This is a genomic window from Priestia sp. YIM B13490 (genome assembly GCF_042787735.1).
Taxonomy (GTDB): Bacteria; Bacillota; Bacilli; order Bacillales; family Bacillaceae_H; genus Priestia; species Priestia megaterium.
In genome coordinates this window covers 1-19134 of record NZ_JBHZOT010000001.1, presented here as the reverse complement: position 1 = coordinate 19134, position 19134 = coordinate 1, and the positions used below count along the sequence as shown (strand labels likewise).

General features: G+C 39.0%; 17 protein-coding genes and 1 pseudogene. All 18 read right to left on the bottom strand.

All coding sequences use genetic code 11. The features are described from left to right. Positions 1-152 precede the first annotated feature (152 nt). Entirely contained in the window at positions 153-1190 is a 1038-nt protein-coding gene (recA, locus tag ACFX4R_RS00090; RefSeq protein WP_013058804.1) for a recombinase RecA, read from the bottom strand. A gap of 199 nt (positions 1191-1389) precedes the next feature. Next, entirely contained in the window at positions 1390-2631 is a 1242-nt protein-coding gene (locus ACFX4R_RS00085) for a competence/damage-inducible protein A (RefSeq protein WP_322552392.1), read from the bottom strand. 16 nt (positions 2632-2647) lie between these two features. Next, positions 2648-3232 carry a CDP-diacylglycerol--glycerol-3-phosphate 3-phosphatidyltransferase gene (gene pgsA, locus ACFX4R_RS00080; RefSeq protein ID WP_013058806.1) on the bottom strand — a complete coding sequence of 195 codons (585 nt, stop codon included), beginning with the start codon at positions 3230-3232 and terminating at the stop codon, positions 2648-2650. Positions 3233-3376: 144 nt separating this feature from the next. Beyond that, positions 3377-4360, bottom strand: a complete 984-nt coding sequence (locus tag ACFX4R_RS00075) for a helix-turn-helix domain-containing protein (protein ID WP_230183194.1) — start codon at positions 4358-4360, stop codon at positions 3377-3379. 12 nt (positions 4361-4372) lie between these two features. Continuing rightward, positions 4373-5164: a DUF3388 domain-containing protein gene (locus ACFX4R_RS00070; RefSeq protein ID WP_013058808.1), complete on the bottom strand. Its 792-nt coding sequence runs from the start codon at positions 5162-5164 to the stop codon at positions 4373-4375. A gap of 213 nt (positions 5165-5377) precedes the next feature. Further along, positions 5378-5638 (bottom strand): DUF3243 domain-containing protein, encoded by a 261-nt coding sequence (locus ACFX4R_RS00065; RefSeq protein ID WP_013058809.1) that lies wholly within the window; start codon positions 5636-5638, stop codon positions 5378-5380. Positions 5639-5703: 65 nt separating this feature from the next. Further along, positions 5704-6429: an elongation factor P 5-aminopentanone reductase gene (gene ymfI / locus ACFX4R_RS00060; protein ID WP_013084748.1), complete on the bottom strand. Its 726-nt coding sequence runs from the start codon at positions 6427-6429 to the stop codon at positions 5704-5706. Positions 6430-6492: 63 nt separating this feature from the next. After that, positions 6493-7776: an EF-P 5-aminopentanol modification-associated protein YfmH gene (yfmH, locus tag ACFX4R_RS00055; RefSeq protein WP_025750276.1), complete on the bottom strand. Its 1284-nt coding sequence runs from the start codon at positions 7774-7776 to the stop codon at positions 6493-6495. Continuing rightward, positions 7763-9058: an EF-P 5-aminopentanol modification-associated protein YfmF gene (yfmF, locus tag ACFX4R_RS00050; protein WP_013058812.1), complete on the bottom strand. Its 1296-nt coding sequence runs from the start codon at positions 9056-9058 to the stop codon at positions 7763-7765. Before yfmF ends, yfmH begins: the two co-directional genes overlap by 14 nt. Positions 9059-9316: 258 nt before the next feature. After that, a complete protein-coding gene (locus ACFX4R_RS00045; protein ID WP_013084750.1) occupies positions 9317-10276 on the bottom strand; it encodes an ABC transporter permease in 960 nt (319 codons plus the stop codon). Beyond that, the gene (locus tag ACFX4R_RS00040; protein ID WP_014458483.1) at positions 10273-11334 is read right to left on the bottom strand and encodes an ABC transporter permease; all 1062 of its coding nucleotides are present in this window, start codon (positions 11332-11334) and stop codon (positions 10273-10275) included. Before ACFX4R_RS00040 ends, ACFX4R_RS00045 begins: the two co-directional genes overlap by 4 nt. After that, positions 11331-12860, bottom strand: a complete 1530-nt coding sequence (locus ACFX4R_RS00035; RefSeq protein WP_043976534.1) for an ABC transporter ATP-binding protein — start codon at positions 12858-12860, stop codon at positions 11331-11333. The genes ACFX4R_RS00040 and ACFX4R_RS00035 overlap by 4 nt, the downstream gene beginning before the upstream one ends. 119 nt (positions 12861-12979) lie before the next feature. Beyond that, on the bottom strand, positions 12980-14068 hold the full coding sequence (locus tag ACFX4R_RS00030; RefSeq protein ID WP_013058816.1) for a BMP family lipoprotein: 1089 nt from the start codon (positions 14066-14068) through the stop codon (positions 12980-12982). Positions 14069-14202: 134 nt separating this feature from the next. Further along, positions 14203-14928, bottom strand: coding sequence for a GntR family transcriptional regulator (locus tag ACFX4R_RS00025; protein WP_162214896.1), 726 nt, complete (start codon positions 14926-14928; stop codon positions 14203-14205). Positions 14929-15284: 356 nt separating this feature from the next. Beyond that, positions 15285-17642: an FtsK/SpoIIIE family DNA translocase gene (locus ACFX4R_RS00020; protein WP_043976532.1), complete on the bottom strand. Its 2358-nt coding sequence runs from the start codon at positions 17640-17642 to the stop codon at positions 15285-15287. Between the two features lie 138 nt (positions 17643-17780). Then, the gene (locus ACFX4R_RS00015) at positions 17781-17990 is read right to left on the bottom strand and encodes a YlzJ-like family protein (RefSeq protein ID WP_377568259.1); all 210 of its coding nucleotides are present in this window, start codon (positions 17988-17990) and stop codon (positions 17781-17783) included. Next, a complete protein-coding gene (locus ACFX4R_RS00010) occupies positions 17987-18739 on the bottom strand; it encodes a ClpP family protease (RefSeq protein WP_013058820.1) in 753 nt (250 codons plus the stop codon). Before ACFX4R_RS00010 ends, ACFX4R_RS00015 begins: the two co-directional genes overlap by 4 nt. Before the next feature lie 105 nt (positions 18740-18844). Then, positions 18845-19134: pseudogene (locus ACFX4R_RS00005) on the bottom strand (Zn-dependent hydrolase); the annotation flags it as partial.

The window sequence follows — 19134 nt, the reverse complement described above, 5'->3', positions numbered from 1 at the left end:
ATCTTAATTGTAAATCTGTGCATTTTTATTGTCAAGCCTGCCTCTACAGTATATATTGAAATTTCGTATGTTACTTTTCTATCATTAACAATTTTTACAAAAAAAAGACCCCTTCTTTGAAATAGAGGAGTCTTTTTTTATCTCGCAGCAAATTAAATATTTAAATCGCCTTGATCGTCATCCTCAGGAGCTGGCTCTCCATCTTGGTCTAAACCATGATGTTCACGCACTTGTCCCGCAATTTCCTGACGAATATCAGTATTTTCTTTTAAGAATTGTTTTGCATTTTCACGACCTTGACCTAGACGCTCGTCATTATATGAATACCAAGATCCACTTTTTTGAACAATATCTAGTTCAGAAGCGATATCCAAAATTTCACCCTCTTTTGAAATACCTTCTCCGTACATAATATCTACTTCAGCAGCACGGAAAGGCGGAGCTACTTTGTTTTTCACAACTTTAATTCTTGTTTTGTTACCTACAATATCGTTTCCTTGCTTTAACTGCTCTGCACGACGCACTTCTAGACGCACTGAAGAATAGAATTTAAGCGCACGTCCACCAGGAGTTGTTTCAGGATTACCAAACATAACGCCGACTTTTTCACGAATTTGGTTAATAAAGATAGCGATTGTTTTAGACTTGTTGATAGCTCCAGATAGTTTACGCAATGCTTGAGACATTAAACGAGCTTGTAGACCCACGTGAGAGTCTCCCATTTCTCCTTCAATTTCCGCTTTTGGCACTAATGCTGCTACTGAGTCAACAACGATAATATCTACTGCACCGCTTCGAACTAAAGCTTCAGCGATTTCTAAAGCTTGTTCTCCCGTATCAGGCTGAGATAATAATAGCTCATCAATATTCACACCTAATTTTTGAGCATATACAGGATCTAACGCGTGCTCCGCATCGATAAATGCAGCCTGTCCGCCCTGCTGTTGAACTTCTGCAATCGCATGAAGAGCAACTGTTGTTTTACCTGAGCTTTCTGGACCATATACTTCAACTACACGTCCACGTGGATATCCACCTACACCTAAAGCTATATCTAACGCTAATGAACCACTTGGAATTGTAGAAATTCTTTTTTCCGTTTGTTCACCTAATTTCATAATTGAACCTTTACCAAATTGCTTTTCAATTTGTTTTAAAGCCATATCAAGGGCTGCTTGACGATCGTTCACTCAATTTCCTCCTCTATCTCTTTGAAATCATCTATAAACTGCAAACTTACTACGATGTAGTAGCAATGTCGAATTAACAACTTTCTATAACTTACTATACTAGTTTTTGAGTCGTTTGACAAGCAAAAAGCGAATAAATGTTCGTTTATTATTTTATAAAAAAAAGGCTGTTTTGGAAAAACCAAACAGCCTTTTTTCTTTATTTCTTTATCATCTTTAATACGTAATGACAGCCATAATTAACCGTTCGTGAACGAATCCCCTGGCGGCTTCCAGATAGCTGCAGGCTGTAAACTTGAGGAGCTTGATCTTTATAGGCTACCCCTATATATACTGTTCCTACAGGATGTCCTTCTTGTTTGGAAGGTCCAGCTACACCTGTAAATCCGATGCCAATATCCGTTTTGCATAACTGTTGAATACGCTGAGCCATTTCAGCCGCGCACTGCTCGCTAACGGCTCCGTACTGATTCAGCGTGTGTTCGCTCACTCCGAGGATATTTTGCTTGATTTCATAATGATAGGCGACCAGGCTGCCTTTTACAGCTTCTCCAGCACCTGAAACAGTTGTTAAACGTTCGCTGAATAAACCGCCGGTTAAACTTTCGGCTGAAGCAATCGTCAAGCCTTGCGCCGTTAATTCTTTTACCAATTCATTATGTAAAGAAGTTGCTTCGTATCCATATAAATACTCGCCTACGCGCTCTGAAATGGTTTTTTCCACTTCGTCTAACATGCGCTGTGCTTCAGCGGCATCAGCGTGCTTAGCAGTTAAGCGAAGCGTCACTTCTCCATCTCCTGCTAGCGGCGCAATCGTCGGGTTGGTTTGCGCATCAAGCAAATCTTCAATTTCCGTCTCAAGCTGTGATTCTCCTATTCCGAAAAAGCGAAGAACGCGTGATTCAATACTTTCTTTTAATTCAAGCTTTTGAGCTAAAAATTCTTGACCATACGATTCATACATTGGATAAAGCTCTTTTGGAGGCCCGGGGAATAGCATATAGTGTTTTCCCTCTACCGTAAGCCCCATACCTGGAGCCATTCCGTAATCGTTAGGAAGCACTGCCGAACCTTCTAGCACAATTGCCTGTTTTTTATTGTTAGGTGTCATGATACGATTTGACTGTTTGAAATAGGCTTCAATGCTTTCAAGTGCTTCTGCATTTGTTGTCAGCTCTACTCCTAGCACACTCGCAATTGTTTCTTTTGTTAAATCATCTTTTGTAGGACCAAGCCCGCCTGTGAAAATAATTAACTCCGCACGCGTTTGAGCTGTAGCAATCACTTCTTTTAAGCGCTGTGCATTATCTCCTACTACCGTATGATAGTAAACATTAATTCCAAGTTCGGCTAATTTTTTCGATAAATACTGAGCGTTTGTATTGGCAATTTGTCCAAGCAGCAGCTCAGAGCCGACTCCAATAATTTCAGCGTTCATCATATCATCTCCATCTTACTTATTTTGAGTTAACAAAAGCCTGTTTGTTTTTAGCAAAGTAGTCCCAGCCTGAAATAACTGTAAAAATCACTGAGATCCAAAGCATTACGCTAGCAAATGGAATGGAAACCCATTCAAAAGGCAAGTTATACAACAGAATAGCTGAAATAGCTAAAATTTGAGTCCATGTTTTAATTTTACCTAACATATTTGCTGCTACAACTTCCCCTTCCCCTGCTAGTACAAGTCTTAAACCAGTGATAGCAAATTCCCGGCTAATAATGATGATAGCAGCCCATCCTGCACCTGCAATTAAATCTAAGTCAACAATAGCTACAAGCGCAGCTGAAACCAATAGCTTGTCTGCTAGTGGATCTAAAAATTTGCCCAAGTTCGTGACTAAATCGTACTTTCGAGCATAGTATCCGTCTATCCAGTCTGTTGTAGATGCAATAATAAATAATGCTGCCCCTAATAGGTGAGCGATCGGAATCTCTTTTCCTGCCGCCTCTACTGTGCCAAATGGTAGCGGCACCATCATAAAAATGAGGAATACGGGAATTAGAAAAATCCGCGAAATGGTAATCTTGTTTGGTAAATTCATTTCTTCTGCCTCCAATTACTGTTACAAAATGAAAGCGTGCAAACGAAGTTGTTTGCACGGCTTTGGTTTTATTATAGCGTGAATGAGTGATTAATTCACATATTATCTTTATTTACACCCTGATCACTTTTTAAAACAGGGTGTTTACTGTGCTTCTGCCGGCTGATATTGAATCGTTACAACTTGTCGAACTTGCTTGGATGAATCAAACGGCAAGTCAACCGCTTTTCCATTTACTTTTAACTCTACCCCAGGTGAATAACCGATGTTGACGCGAGCTTCAGTTTCTTTCGTCAAATCAAATTCTTTTGTTTCACCTTTTTTTAGAATGGAGCTAAAGAAAGCATTTCCTTTTCCATTTTTCACATCTAACCAAGTATCTGCTTGAGTGGATGTTACTTCTAGATTAAATGCATCTGCACCGGAAAGAGCATACGTAGCACTTCTGCCTGTTTTTTGAACTTCCTTGTATTCTTGTTTACCGCTGTCTTTCTTTTCTTTTTCAGCTTTTTCTTTCTCAGCTTTTTCTTTTGCGGCTTTTTCTTTTTCAGCTTTTTCTTTTTCTTGTTCTTTCTTATCAGCAGCACTTTGTTCATCTTCTGAGTTGCTATTGTCATTTTTTGCAGTAGTTTCATTCGTTTCTTCCTGCGTGTTAGACTGCTGAACTTCGCTGTTTGGAGCTTCTTGGTTAGCCTGCTCCTTGTTTTTATCCGAGACGATATTTTGAGCGATTACCCAAATAATAATCCCAACAACTACAACTCCCGCCACCACTAGAACAGTTGGAAGGTAGTCATATGCTTTTGAAACTCCTTTTGTATGCTGAGGAATTTCTTTGCGGCTGCGAACGCGCGAAAGCTGCTGCGGCATGTCTTCTGTTTGAGTTGAAGGAATGTCTGATTTGTATTCTTCAAAAATAGCATCTGTGTCCAACCCAATTGCTTCGCAGTATTGCTTAATAAACGCTCGTACGTAAAATTTCCCAGGCATAACCTCATAATTGCCTTCTTCAATGCCAAGTAAATAGCGTTTTTGAATTTTCGTTAGTTTTTGTAAATCTTCTAACGACAATCCTTTGCTTTCTCGTTCTTGTCTTAACCTTTGTCCTAACTCTGTCAATGCTAACACCTACCAATTATGCTAAAAATCAAACATCGATAATCCACCGTCTTGAAACATTTGAGGACCTTCCATTATTTCATATGTAATTTTCTCATTGGGGTCGTTTCTTATTTCAATAATGTAGGCAAAATCATCTAACGAATACTCGGTATTTTGTACAAATACATCCGGATGCTCCACAATTTTTGTCGCGGGTACATTCATTACTTCTCGTACAAGCTGCCAGTGCTTTTCATTCGCTCGTTTTGTCGATACAATCCCGTCAATAATAAAAATATTATCGGCGTTGTATTCGTCAGCAATAAGCTGACTGCGAATCGTTTGTTTTAAGAGTGTAGAAGACACAAAAAGCCACCTTTTGTTCGCACATACGCTAGCTGCTACAATGGATTCGGTTTTGCCTACTCGCGGCATACCTCGAATGCCGATAAGCTTATGACCGTCTTGTTTAAACAGTTCCGCCATAAAATCTACGAGCAAACCTAATTCATCTCTTACGAAACGGAACGTCTTTTTATCATCTGCGTCCCGCTGAATATAGCGGCCGTGACGCACTGCTAACTTATCACGCAATTTAGGCGGTCTCATTTTTGTCACAATGATATTATCCATTGTTTTCAAAATAGATTCAAGCCTGTCTATTTGCTCATGTGAATCACAGCGCAGCAATAATCCGCGGCGAATATCATCCACTCCATTAATTGTGACAATATTAATTGACAACATTCCAAGAAGCGATGAAATATCACCTAAAAGACCCGGACGATTTTTTTGTATTTGATATTCTAAATACCACTCAATTTTCTCCATCAAACCCCTCCCATTTCTTGGCTGGCCTTCGAGAGGTGCCCCCTTTTTTTCACCTAGTTTAACTATAAATGATTTCCATTATATTATAAACCCTAAAGACAAGTAGTTCTACATTTGTTATGTATGTAAGCGCTTGTTTATTTGTACTATTTATTTCTAAGAAAAAAGGAGCTCTCACACGCGGTGAATTAGCTCCTTTTTAGAAACGATAACTTATTTTACTGATCCGTTATTTTGAACTAATTTCACCATGCTGCTCGCAATCGCATGCTGCTCTTCTTTAGAAGCAACGCTCCAAAGGTCTGCTAAAATTCGCTCTTGATCATTTTTTGCATCAACTTGGTTTGCTAAATATCCACCAATTTGATAAGCAAGATCATGAATAACTTCTTCTTGCATTCCTTCGTTTTGCGCATGATGTAAACGGTCGCCTAAAAAATCTTTCCAGCTATCCCAGTTTTCTAATACTGACATGAGTAGCCCTCCTTAAGGTTTATTCATATCATAGTTTGTACCTTGTTTTTGATTTTATGCACACTTTATATGTACCAGCCGCCATTAACCGATAATATTTGTCCCGTTATGTAGGAAGCTCGTGAAGATATTAAATATGAAACCGCCTCTGCCACTTCTTTTGGATATCCTATTCTTCCTAAAGGGATCTCTTCAGCCAGCTCTTTGACCTCTTCTTTTGAATAGCTGGCCATCATATCCGTTTCAATCGCTCCGGGCGCAACTCCATTTACTCGAACCCCACTTAGTGCAACCTCTTTCGCCAAAGCTTTTACAAATGTATTTTGTGCACCTTTTACCATTGAATAAAGGACTTCAAATGAAGCTCCTGTAAGTCCCCAAATGGAAGAAATCATGATGATTTGTCCGCTTTTAGCACTAATCATTTTAGGTAATAAAGCTTTGGTAATAACAAAGGGAGCCGTGATGTGAAGATAGATCATTTCTTCAGTTTCTTTTGCCGGAGTATCTGTCATTAACCCGCTAACGCTTCGTCCGCTGTTATGAATAATAACTTCTACCGGAACAATAATTTCCTCTAAAAACTTCTCCACTCCCTCTTTACATGATAAATCCGCTTGTACCGTAAACACGGTTTTTACCTTTTCAGCAAGCTCATGTGCAAGCGCCTCTATTCTGTCTCTTCGTTGATGGTAATGCAAAATAAGGGAATATCCATCCTCAGCCAATTGCTTAGCAATCGCTGTGCCAATTCCTCCGCTTGCACCTGTCACAAGGGCAAATTTCTCCATAACCTTCTCTCCTTTACATGCAAAAAAGCTGATGAACATCAGCTTTTTTGGCAACAATCATCTTTATTTAGGTACTACTTCACAAACCGTAAAGTTCTTTTCATCAATAATCTCGTTTAGCACATCTTTTATTTCGTTCACCTTCAGTTTTTCCAGCGTTTCAACAATATCAAATAAATTCATATCATTAAATGCATAGCGTGTAAACTGATTAGCGATAAACTCAGGTGAGTTTAATGAACGTAAAAATCCGCCGATTTTCTTTTTACGGATACGCTCAAGCTCCTCTTCTGTTAGTGATTTTGTTTTCATTTCAAGTAAAATTTGTTTAACTCGATCATACAGCTGCTCCGGTTGGTCCGTATCTCCTCCGATAAGAGCAAAACCAAATCCTCTTTCCTCCGTATAATCATAAGCAAATGTTTCATCAATGAGCCCGTCTGCATATAATTCCTCATAGTACGAAGAGCTTTTTCCAAATGCGTAATCTAAAATAATATTCATTGCTAACTCATATTTAAGCATTTCTCCACCTGAACGCTGCGGATTTTTCGCTTTTAGACCCACCATACATTTAGAAGACTGCACCGGCATTTTTAGTACTTGTTTTTCTTGATCCACCGTTTCAGGCTCTTCGTCAAAATGACGCTGTATGTCAGAGATTTCTTTATAATCTTTTTTCTGCTGATTGTCTCGGACTTGCTTCATTACTTTTTCCGCATCAACAGGACCTACAATGAACAACAGCATGTTGCTTGGATGGTAGAACGTTTCATAGCATGTATACAGCAAATCTTTATTAATATGTGAAATCGATTCGATCGTGCCGGCAATATCAATTTTAACAGGGTGGTTTTTGTACATATTTTGAATGGTGCCAAAATACAAGCGCCAGTCCGGATTGTCGTCATACATTGTAATTTCTTGACCGATAATGCCTTTTTCTTTTTCGACCGTTTTTTCTGAGAAGTACGGCTCTTGTACAAAGTCCACTAATGTTTCAAGGTTTTCTTCAAAATTTGACGTACAGCTGAATAAGTAAGCTGTGCGGGTAAAAGAAGTAAATGCATTGGCCGAAGCGCCTTGTTTACTAAACTGCTGAAAGACATCCCCGTCTTCTTTTTCAAATAATTTATGCTCTAAAAAGTGTGCGATTCCGTCCGGAACTTTTGTCATTTCATTTTCATTTAGCGGTACGAATTGATTGTCAATCGATCCGTAGTTCGTTGTAAAGGTAGCAAACGTTTTGTTAAACTCCGGCTTTGGCAAAATATATACCTGTAGCCCGTTATCCATTTTTTCATGATACAGCTGTTCCTGAAGCTGCGAAAATTCAATTTTCTCCATTTTCTTCACCGCCCGTTCCTGTTAAGAAATAAATTGTATCCATTTCAATTTTCTCAGCCACTTTAATAATTTCCTGCTTAGATACCGCATCAATATGCTTTAAGTATTCGTCAATTGAAATGTCTTTGCCTGTTAATTCATTATGATACATAACCTCTACTAGTCCTCGTGGAGTATCCACCGTTTCAAGCAGCTGATTGTGAATGACGGCTTTTGTTTGAGCGATTTCGCCGTCTGTGAACGACCCTTGCTTCATCTCCTGCATTTGTTCTTTAATAATGGTCACGGCTTGGTCGTAATTTTTAGCATCAATACCCGACATGACCATCAGTAACCCCTTATGACTTTCTACCCTTGAAGCGGCATAATAGGCTAAGCTTGCTTTTTCACGCACATTGATAAATAGCTTAGAATGTGAGAAACCTCCGAATATACCGTTAAATACTTGCAGAGCAAAATACTGTCTATCTCCGTATACAACATTTGTGCGGTAGCCAATATTTAATTTCCCTTGTTTTACTTCTTGTTTTTCCACTACTTCATTTACTTTTGAGATATCTTTAGACGTAATAGAATCTTCAATGTCTTTTTGCTCGCGCTTTGGTAACGTAAATGTTTCTTTTACTGTTTGTAAAACCTCTTCGACTTGCAAATCTCCAATAGCATAAAGGTGAATGGCATCTTCTTTTAACACCTGCTGATAATAGGCGTACAAACTTTCACCTGTAATTTCTTCCACGTCGTCAATTTGACCGTTTACATGTAAAGAGTAAGGTTCTTCTTTACACATTTCTTCGACTAGTCTTAAATTAGCATAGCGCATTTTATCATCAAATACGGCTTGAATTCTCTGACGAAGCGAACGCTTTTCTTTTGTCATAATATCCTTTAAAAAAGAGTCCCCTTCAACTGCTGGCTTTAATAAAATATCGCCAAGAAGCGCTAACGCTTTTTGCAAAAGCGGAGTTGAATCTTTCAAATATTTTTCATTCGCTATATCAATGCGAATCGTAATATCGTGGTTATCACCTTTTTTTGTTAAGTCTACTTGTAAAGTAGCACCATAAAGCTCATCTAAATATGTACGAAGCTTTGTCGTAGACGGCAGCGACTCGGTAGCGCTTTGAAGCACATAAGGTAAAAGGGCACGCATTGTCACCGTTTTCTTATCTAAAGGGGCATTTAGTTTTAAAATGAACGTGTTTGTTTTGTACTTAGCTGTTTGAATGGTATGAACAGTCAATCCTTCTAGTTCATGTTTTTGTTCAGTCAATAATTTCATATATAAACCTCCTTTTAAATTTTGATGTATTAACTAGACAATACTTCTATTTTGAATCTTTAACGCTAATTTTAGTCTTATAACCACTATATCGAATTCAAGGAAACATTTTCAAGTAACTTGCCGCGCGCTTCCTCATTTCTTTTCATATTCTTTCTCTCAATGAAAAAAAGGCGGAGAAAAGAATATGATTTCTTTGTCTCCACCTTCTATATTTATCCAACTTTAGTCATTGTTAGACCTCGTATAGAGGATTTATTAGCGGCGGCCTTTTTCATAAGGAACGCCTAGCGCTTTAGGAGCCTCAGCACGTCCTACAAAACCAGTGAGTGCTAAAATTGTTAATACGTACGGTGCAATGGTTAAAAGGACGGATGGAATATCTTGAATAACCGGAATCTGAGCTCCCGTGATACTCAAGGACTGTGCTAATCCGAAAAACATGGCTGCACCTAAAGCACCAATAGGATGCCATTTTCCAAAAATCATAGCTGCAATAGCAAGGAACCCTTGTCCAGCAATCGTTCCCGCTGCAAAGTTTGTAGCGATAGACGTAGCATACACCGCTCCGCCGATTCCAGCGAACATGCCGGAAATCATAACGCCAACGTAACGCATTCTCACAACTTTGATCCCCATCGTGTCTGCTGCCATTGGATGTTCACCAACTGAACGAAGACGAAGACCAAACGGCGTTTTATAAATGATGTACCATACAGCAAAAGCTAGCGCAATTGCAATATAAGACGTAATAGGAACATTCGAAAACAGAATTTTGCCGATTACTGGAATGTCTGATAGACCTGGAATACTTACTTTATCGATACGGAATTGGATAAAATCTGTTTGTCCTTTTCCAAAAATCTTTTTGATTAAAAAGATTGAAAGACCCGCAGCTAGAAAATTCAGCGCTACCCCACTTACAGTTTGATCTGCTTTTAATGTAATACTTGCAACAGCATGAATCAGCGAAAACACAGCGCAAACAACAGCCGCAATTACTATCGCTACCCACGGGGCCCAAGCACCTAATGAATCCTGAAGTAAAAGGGTTGAAACAATACCTGTGAACGCGCCAAACATCATCAGCCCTTCTAACCCGATGTTCACGACCCCGGAACGTTCACTAAATATCCCTCCGAGCGCAGTAAAGATAAGCGGTGCAGCTGAATAAAGCGCCGCTGGAATAATAATGGCTAACACCTCTAAGAAGTTCATTTTGCTCCCCCCTTGCCTGCACGGCCAAGCACCCAGCGAATTAAATAACTAGATGCAACAAAAAAGATAATAAGCGCAATGACAATTTGAATTAATTCAGACGGTACCCCTGTCATAAAGTTCATTTGAGGAGCCGCCGTTTGCAATCCTCCGAAAAAGAATGAAGCTAATAAAATTCCAATTGCGCTGTTAGCTCCTAACAGGGCTACGGCGATACCGTCAAACCCCGTACCCGTAAATGCAGTGAATGTGCCCATATACTGAAATGTTCCAAGCCCTTCCATTGCCCCGGCAAGCCCGGCAAAAGCCCCTGAAATCGCCATGGATAACACAATGTTTCGGCCTACATTCATTCCTGCATACTGTGAAGCATGTTGATTAAAACCAACAGCTCTTAGCTCGAAGCCCTTAGCTGTTTTATTCAAAATAAACCACATTACGACGGCTGCAGCGATGGTAATAAGAATGCCGTAATGAAGGCGGGAGTTATTGGTTAACTGCGCTAAAAAGCTTGATGCTAAAGATGCCGATTCTTTAATATCATACGATTTTTCATTACCCGCATATAAATACGTACGGATTAAGCTGCTCGTTGTATAAAGGGCAATATAATTCATCATTATAGAAACAATTACTTCATGAACATGAAATTTCGCCTTTAAAAATCCTGGAATAAACGCCCAAACTGCTCCAGCTGCAGCTGCTGCTAATACAGCTAAAGGAATATGAATAACCGCTGGTAAATCAAACGCATACCCAACCCATACTGAAGCCAACCAGCCAACTAAAAGCTGTCCTTCTACTCCAATGTTAAAGAGACCGGTTTTATAAGCAAACGCAACCGCGATACCAGCCAGAGCAAGAGGAGTCATGGCACGAATCGTTTCTCCAATGGCTTTTGGCGTTCCAAACATCCCGTCAAAAAGAGATTGATAGCCAAGCATTGGATCATAGCCGCCTAGCAACATAATAACCGCTCCGGCAATGAGTCCTAATATGGCCGATACAACAGGGATCAAAATCATCATTACACGTTCATTTTTCACAAGTTTATTCATGCTGTTCCACCCGCTTTCTCACGCGTACCGCCTGCCATTAATAAGCCTAACTCTTGTTCATTCGTTTCTTTTGGATCTACAATGTCGACTATTTTCCCTTCATAAATAACCGCAATGCGATCACTTAAATTTATTACTTCATCGAGTTCTAGCGAAACGAGCAACACTGCTCGTCCTTTATCTCGTTCTTCAATCAGCTTTTTATGAATAAATTCAATGGCTCCTACGTCGAGCCCCCTCGTTGGCTGAGCTGCAATTAATAGTTCCGGACTGCGGTCTACTTCACGGGCAATAATGGCTTTTTGCTGATTCCCCCCCGATAGCGATCGCGCTTGTGTATATTCACTAGGCGTTCGCACATCATATTCTGCAATTAGTTCTTTTGCCTTTTTATACATCTCTTTATAATTTAAAATACCTGATTTAGACATCGGCTTTTGATAATACGTTTGAAGACCAATATTTTCACCTATTGTATAATCTAATACCAGTCCGTGCTTATGACGATCCTGCGGAATATGTCCTATTCCTGACTCCGTAATTTTACGAGTGGATAATGTAGACAATTCTTGATTTTTTAATGTGATCGAGCCCGACTTTATTTTTCTCAGACCCGTAATTGCCTCAATCAGCTCTGTTTGACCATTACCATCTACACCCGCGATGCCTACAATTTCGCCTGCCCGAACGCTTAGATTAAGTGAACTTACAGCCTCTACTCCTCGGCTGTCTTCTACTACTAATTCTTTTATTGTTAACACAGCTTCTTTTGGAGTCGCTGTTTTCTTTTCAGTTTTAAAATGCACTTCTCTTCCTACCATTAAAGCAGCAAGTTCATCAGGGTTGGTCTCTTGCACATTTACCGTGCCAACCCCGACGCCTTTTCGAATAATTGTACAGCGGTCACACACTGACATAATTTCTTTTAATTTATGCGTAATTAAAATAATCGACTTTCCTTCTTGAATTAACTTTTTCATAATTTGAATTAATTCCGTAATTTCCTGAGGTGTTAAGGCGGCAGTAGGTTCATCAAAAATAAGAATGTCAGCTCCTCTGTAAAGCGTCTTTAAAATTTCCACTCGCTGCTGCATGCCAACTGAGATATCTTGAATCTTCGCATATGGATCTACCGATAATCCATATTGATTTGAAAGCTCTTGAATATCTTGAGCTGCTTTTTTAATATTAATTTTGCCCGTTCGCGTCGGTTCGTTTCCAAGAATAATATTTTCTGTTACTGTAAAGTTTTGAACGAGCATAAAATGCTGATGAACCATCCCAATTCCTAAGTCATTCGCTACGTTAGGATCCGTGATTTTGACTTCTTGGCCGTTTACACGAATCTGCCCTTTTTCAGGCTGATAAAGTCCAAATAAAACGTTCATCAGCGTTGACTTACCCGCACCATTTTCTCCTAACAGAGCATGAATTTCTCCCTTTTTCACTTGGAGTGTAATATTGTCATTAGCGACAATACCAGGAAACTCTTTGCGAATATCTAGCATTTCAATAACATATTCCACTGCTTTCACTCCCTATTCCTGCCTGCTACAGGATTCTGTCTTCCGTTTTTTGGCTATAAAAAAGGCTAGTTTTCACTAGCCTTTTATACTCATATAATCATTGCTTAACAGACGTCAGCTTATTTTTTAAGCGTTTTTTCAAACTCTTTAAATTCTTTATCCGTTTGAGGCACTGTAATGTCACCGTCTAGAATTTTTTGCTTATACTCATCAACTGCTTTTAACGCATCTTTGCTTACATTATCTTGTGATGGAGCGATTCCTACTCCGTCTTCTTTTAAGCCAAACACAACTTCTTTACCACCTGGGAATTTGTCGTCCATTGCTTTTTTAGCAACATCTTCTACAGCCAAGTCAACGCGTTTAACCATCGAAGTTAACGTTACGTTTTCAGGCATACCTTCTTCATGCTGATCGCGGTCAACTCCAATTACCCAAACTTTTTTGTCTTTCCCGCCTTTTGAACGGTTTTTAGCTTCTGTAAATACGCCGTTTCCAGTACCGCCAGCCGCTTGATAAATAATATCAGCGCCTTTGCTGTAAATCGTAGAAGCAATAGCCGAACCTTTTTCTGGAGAGTTAAAACTTTCTGCGTATTGAGAGATAACTTCAGCATCTGGGTTTACAGATTTAACACCTGCTTTAAATCCGTTTTCAAACTTCTTGATTAATGGAGATTCAACGCCTCCGATAAAGCCGATTTTGTTCGTTTTTGTTTGTTTAGCCGCCACTACCCCTACTAAGAAGGAGCCTTGCTCTTCTTTAAATAGAATGCTTGCCACGTTATCTAAGTTCTCTGACTTTAGCGTATCGTCTACTAATGCAAAGTTAGCATCAGGATACTGCTTTGCTGCTTTTTTAATATCTTCTTTTAATAAAAAGCCAATTCCATACGTCAAGTTATAGCCACTCTCAGCAAATTTAGAAAGATTGCTCTCGTATTCAGATGCTTTTGTAGACTGCAAATACTTATATCCAGTTCCTTCATCAAGTCCGTTATCTTTCCCGAACTTTGTCAGACCTTCCCAAGCAGATTGGTTAAACGATTTATCATCTACCCCGCCCGTATCTGTTACCATTCCCACTTTAAAATCCGCCGCTTTTTTATCTCCACCGCTTTTACCTGCGTCGTCTGAGCCACACGCGCTTAAAAGTGTTCCTGCCGCTAATACTAGTGATAATGCAAGTCCCGTTTTACGTTTTAACATGTTTTAACCCCCTGAATAGTTTTAAAAGTATAAAGCCAATTTTCTATTTCGTCCTTGTGACCTACATTTGACACCTCCTTAAAAGGACAATGTTAAACAGTTGTAAATTTTCTGACATTTAAACACAAAAAAAACTAGACGCGTTTACGCAGTACTTGGAAACTGAATTGATCTGCTTTGAAATAATTGATGGAATATAAAATGGGTTCATCATACTGGTCATAATGCATTTGTTTCAGTACAAGCAAAGCGGTTTCTGGTTCGCATTGTAAAATAGGAGAAACTTTTTCATGATAGCCTAGAGGCTCAATGTTTGCCACGGCATACGAAATATGCTTTCCTGCTTGTTTTTCAAGAATTTCTAGCAAAGACTCTTGTCTATATTCAAAATTTTCAGGCAATATTTTTTGAGGAACCTTGTCCATGCAATATACCACCGGCTCTCCGTTTGCCGTTCTCACCCGTTCAACAAATAAAATCTGTTCGTCTTCCCCGCAAGCAAAACGTGTTAAATCATTTTCAGACAACTCTTGTATTTGAGAAGATAAGAAGATTGTTCCAGCCTTCATACCGGCTTGTTCAATCATATGTGTTATACTATTTAATTGCTCAATCCCTGACAAAAAAGTAGGCTTCGTGTTGACAAATGTTCCCACACCGTGTCTGCGAACAATAATATTCTCTTCTTCCAATATGCGAAGTGCCTCACGTAGCGTTGCGCGGCTAACCCCTAGCTGCTTTGATAAATCAAACTCTGAAGGGAGTCTTTCCTTTTCTTTAAAAATTCCTTTTTCTATATTTTGTTTAATTTTATCAATCACTTGTAAATACAAGTGCCGATTATCCGCACGTATAGACATCACTCTTCCTCCATATTAAAAAGTCATCAGACCTCTGATGTTCGACTACTTAATCGAAAATAATATATCATTTTTCGACAGATAAATAAATAGGTTATATTAATTTTTTATTAAAATTTTTATTGTTTTAAAAAAAAATGAATTTTTGTTATTTTTTAATGTCAGCATACCTAACAACCTGCTTTTCTTCTAATATTAGATAAAAACCAAACATTTTAGTCATTAAATTTTTAAATATTCGTTTTTATTTCATTTATTTAGCATGACATATTTTTGTATGATACTATTCTTCCTCTCTTTCGTTTCATAAAAAAGATGACTTGCACATATGCAAGTCATCTTTTTTATGAAACTTATTAAGATCCAACATCCTCATTTTGCTGAGAAATCAGCACGGAACGCGGCTTACTTCCTTCATAAGGCCCCACCACTCCACGCTCTTCCATTGCATCGATCAAGCGTGCAGCCCGGTTATAGCCAATTCGAAAGCGTCGCTGCAGCATAGAAACAGAAGCTGTTTGCATTTCTGCTACAAGCTGTACCGCTTCATCATATAACTCATCTGCAAAATCATCAACTTGTTCAGGAGCATCGGTTGGAATCATTTCTTCTTGATACTGCGCTTTTTGCTGTGCAATTACAAAATCAACAATTTCTTCTACTTCTTCATCTGATAAAAAGGCACCTTGCACACGCACAGGTTTTGAAGCTCCAACAGGCATGAACAGCATATCTCCTCTTCCTAGAAGCTTTTCAGCTCCTCCCATATCTAAGATCGTACGAGAGTCAGTTTGTGAAGATACACTAAAAGCGATTCGGGAAGGAATGTTAGCTTTAATAACTCCCGTAATAACATCTACTGATGGTCGCTGTGTAGCAATAATTAAATGAATGCCGGCAGCACGAGCCATTTGAGCAAGACGTGTGATCGAATCTTCGACGTCAGACGAAGCAACCATCATCAAGTCAGCCAACTCATCGACAATCACCACAATATAAGGAAGAGTCGGCTGTTTTGCATCGGCGTCTCCATCATCATTCATACGTTTTACTAAATCGTTATATCCTTCAATGTTTCTCGTTCCGCTGTGTGAAAACAGCTCATAACGTCGCTCCATTTCATTTACAACTTTCTTTAAGGCTTGAGAAGCTTTTTTCGGATCCGTTACAACAGGAGCCAATAAATGTGGAATACCATTGTACATATTGAGCTCAACCATTTTAGGGTCAATCATCATTAATTTTACTTCATGAGGCTTTGTCCTCATTAAAATACTAATAATAATACCGTTGATACACACACTTTTTCCGCTTCCTGTTGCCCCTGCTACAAGCATATGAGGCATTTTATTAAGCTCTGCTAGCACAGCTTCGCCTGAAATATCTCTTCCTAAACCAACTAATAGCTTTTTATCCGGTCGGTTATTTTCAGTTGCTTCAAGTACTTCTCTAAGTGAAACCATCGCTACTTCTTCGTTCGGCACTTCAATTCCTACCGCTGATTTCCCGGGAATTGGAGCTTCAATCCGAATATCTTTGGCAGCTAATGCAAGTGCTAGATCATCACTTAAATTGACAATCTTACTTACTTTTACTCCTACATCAGGATATACTTCATATTTTGTAACAGCTGGTCCAAGGTGAACTTTTGCCACTTTTGCTTTTACGCCGAAACTTTGAAACGTTTTTTCAAGTTTTTCGGCATTTTTATAAATGTTTTTATGCTCTTTTGCCTGGTTGCTTTTCTTTGGCATCGTTAATAGCTTGATAGGAGGAAGCTCATACTCTTTATTTTCCGTTTCAGTAAATGTAATCATAGGAGCTTTTTCTTCTTCCTTTTCCTTTTGTGGCCTTGGCTGTTGCGGTGCAGCAGCTACAGGCTTCGATTCCATAACCGGCGGCACCGGAGCTATAGGAGCAGCAGGAGGTTGACTAGACTCTTCCTCTCCGTAGTCAAAGTGTTCAATAATTGGAGGCGAAGGTGCTTCTACTTCTATGTCCATGCTTTCTTCAGGTTCTTGAACAGCTTTTTCTTGGCGTCTCTTTTTTGTTGTTTTAGGGGCTTTTTTCTTTTTATGTTTCCACGTCTGAATATCTTGCCAGCCTTCTTTTAACTCCGTTGTTAAAAAATTCACTAGAGGTGACAAAAGTTTTAATACCGTTTCGTGAAGCGAACGTCCGGTAATAAGCAGTACCCCAATCACAATAAGCAAGGCAGCGATAAGTTCTGTTCCTAAGCTATCAAATAGATAGTAGAACATGGCAAACATAATAGCTCCTATCATCCCTCCGCCTAAATCGCTGTGATTTGATTGACCCGTTGCTTCGAGCATATACAAATCCCACGTGTTCATAATGACAGACGGATCTGTAAACGTTCCATTTTTTGATAAATTTTCAAATAACGTAACATGACTAAACAGTAAAATAGATAAAATAATGAGATATGTACCGATAAGCTGCCGCGTCACTAAAGGAGGCATTTCCCTTTTCCAAATAATATAAACAGATAGAATAGCCATTCCGATTAAACACAGCATATACCATTCGCCAATAAATAAGCGGACCACTAGTACAAGGGCCTGTCCTACAGCACCAAGTCCTGCCATGGCAATTAACGTTAATGCTAATAAAAGTAAGCCAATAAGCTCAAAGCGCAATATGCGTTTCCATTCATCCTTTTTTATTTGACCTCTTCGTTTTTTCTTTGCCATTTTTCCACTCCAATCAACGTCCAACACTCTATGTTGATTTTGTTTCTTTTATCAGTTGAATAAAAAAGCAGCCAATACAGCGGCTGCCTTCTTCGTCATATTCATTATACCATATTCACCATAATTATACTGAAATCCTTACGACAAAATTTGACCAGGATAATAATTTTCATTCAAATAATCTTGAGGATTCGTGCTTAAAACCCTCACAATTTGCTGTTGCTTTTGTTCATTTTCTTCAACAATAACCGGGATTCCATTATGGTTAATAAGCTTTGGCTGAGATTGTTCTTGTTGATAAGACTGCTGAAAGATTAGTTCTTGCGGCATCATTGTATACAAAATCATTGCAGCAGCTGCTCCTCATTCTGACGTCCTTGCTCAATCAGTTCATTCAACTTTTTGATCGCTTGAGCAACTCCGCCTACTTCGTTAATTAACCCGTATGAAACAGCATCTCCACCAACTACATTTGTCCCGATATCACGCGTTAAATTCCCTTTTGAAAACATAAGTTCTTTAAACTTTTCTTCTGAAATATGAGAGTGTTCTCTCACAAAGTTAATCACGCGCTCTTGCATTTTATCTAAGTATTCAAATGTTTGCGGTACACCAATAACAAGACCTGTTAAGCGAATAGGGTGAATGGTCATGGTCGCTGTACCGGCAATATACGAATAATCAGTTGAAACCGCAATTGGAACACCGATTGAATGTCCGCCTCCTAACACAATCGACACAGAAGGCTTGGATAACGAAGCAATCATTTCAGCAATTGCAAGACCCGCTTCTACATCTCCACCTACAGTATTCAAAATAATAAGCAATCCTTCAATTTTTGGATTTTGTTCGATCGCCACAATTTGCGGGATGACATGCTCATATTTTGTCGTTTTGTTTTGAGGAGGCAGCTGCATGTGCCCTTCGATTTGTCCTACAATCGTTAAACAGTGAATATTAGAATCCTGAGGAAGCTGAGCCACGTTGGTCTGTCCTAGTTGTTGAATTTTATCTAATATTCCGCCCTTGCTTTCTTCATTTTTATTAGGCTGCTGAGGCGCTTCATCAGAATGTAATCTTTCGTTATTTTCAAACATATTCTAGCTCCTTTCACTTATTGATAGTAGTAGTATGAACTTCTCATAGTTATTACATCCGCATCAGCTGCAAATAAAAAGCCTTCCCAGCAGGAAGGCTTCACATTAGATTTCCATGATAATCGGTAAAATCATCGGTTTACGACGGGTTTTTTCATATAAAAATTGATTTAAACTTTCTCTCATTTTTAATTTTAATGAAGACCACTCGATCACTTTGTCTTCCATACACTTTTCTAAAATTTGCTGAACAATCTTCGTTGCTTCTTCTAAAAGCTTTTCTGATTCTCTTACATAGACGAATCCGCGCGAGATGATTTCTGGCCCCGCTACTACCGTTTTTTGGCGTTTATTAATCGTAACTACTACCGTTAAGATTCCGTCCTGTGACAGCA

Excerpts from the sequence above, each read along its gene's own strand:
- ACFX4R_RS00015 (WP_377568259.1), bottom strand. The coding sequence starts at position 17,990 with ATGATTTTGTATACAATGATGCCGCAAGAACTAATCTTTCAGCAGTCT.
- ACFX4R_RS00085 (WP_322552392.1), bottom strand. The coding sequence starts at position 2,631 with ATGATGAACGCTGAAATTATTGGAGTCGGCTCTGAGCTGCTGCTTGGA.
- pgsA (WP_013058806.1), bottom strand. The coding sequence starts at position 3,232 with ATGAATTTACCAAACAAGATTACCATTTCGCGGATTTTTCTAATTCCC.
- ACFX4R_RS00020 (WP_043976532.1), bottom strand. The coding sequence starts at position 17,642 with ATGGCAAAGAAAAAACGAAGAGGTCAAATAAAAAAGGATGAATGGAAA.
- ymfI (WP_013084748.1), bottom strand. The coding sequence starts at position 6,429 with ATGGAGAAATTTGCCCTTGTGACAGGTGCAAGCGGAGGAATTGGCACA.
- yfmF (WP_013058812.1), bottom strand. The coding sequence starts at position 9,058 with ATGAAATTATTGACTGAACAAAAACATGAACTAGAAGGATTGACTGTT.
- ACFX4R_RS00045 (WP_013084750.1), bottom strand. The coding sequence starts at position 10,276 with ATGAACTTCTTAGAGGTGTTAGCCATTATTATTCCAGCGGCGCTTTAT.
- ACFX4R_RS00040 (WP_014458483.1), bottom strand. The coding sequence starts at position 11,334 with ATGAATAAACTTGTGAAAAATGAACGTGTAATGATGATTTTGATCCCT.
- ACFX4R_RS00030 (WP_013058816.1), bottom strand. The coding sequence starts at position 14,068 with ATGTTAAAACGTAAAACGGGACTTGCATTATCACTAGTATTAGCGGCA.
- ACFX4R_RS00025 (WP_162214896.1), bottom strand. The coding sequence starts at position 14,928 with ATGTCTATACGTGCGGATAATCGGCACTTGTATTTACAAGTGATTGAT.
- yfmH (WP_025750276.1), bottom strand. The coding sequence starts at position 7,776 with ATGGAGAAAATTGAATTTTCGCAGCTTCAGGAACAGCTGTATCATGAA.
- ACFX4R_RS00010 (WP_013058820.1), bottom strand. The coding sequence starts at position 18,739 with ATGTTTGAAAATAACGAAAGATTACATTCTGATGAAGCGCCTCAGCAG.
- ACFX4R_RS00065 (WP_013058809.1), bottom strand. The coding sequence starts at position 5,638 with ATGTCAGTATTAGAAAACTGGGATAGCTGGAAAGATTTTTTAGGCGAC.
- ACFX4R_RS00070 (WP_013058808.1), bottom strand. The coding sequence starts at position 5,164 with ATGGAGAAAATTGAGTGGTATTTAGAATATCAAATACAAAAAAATCGT.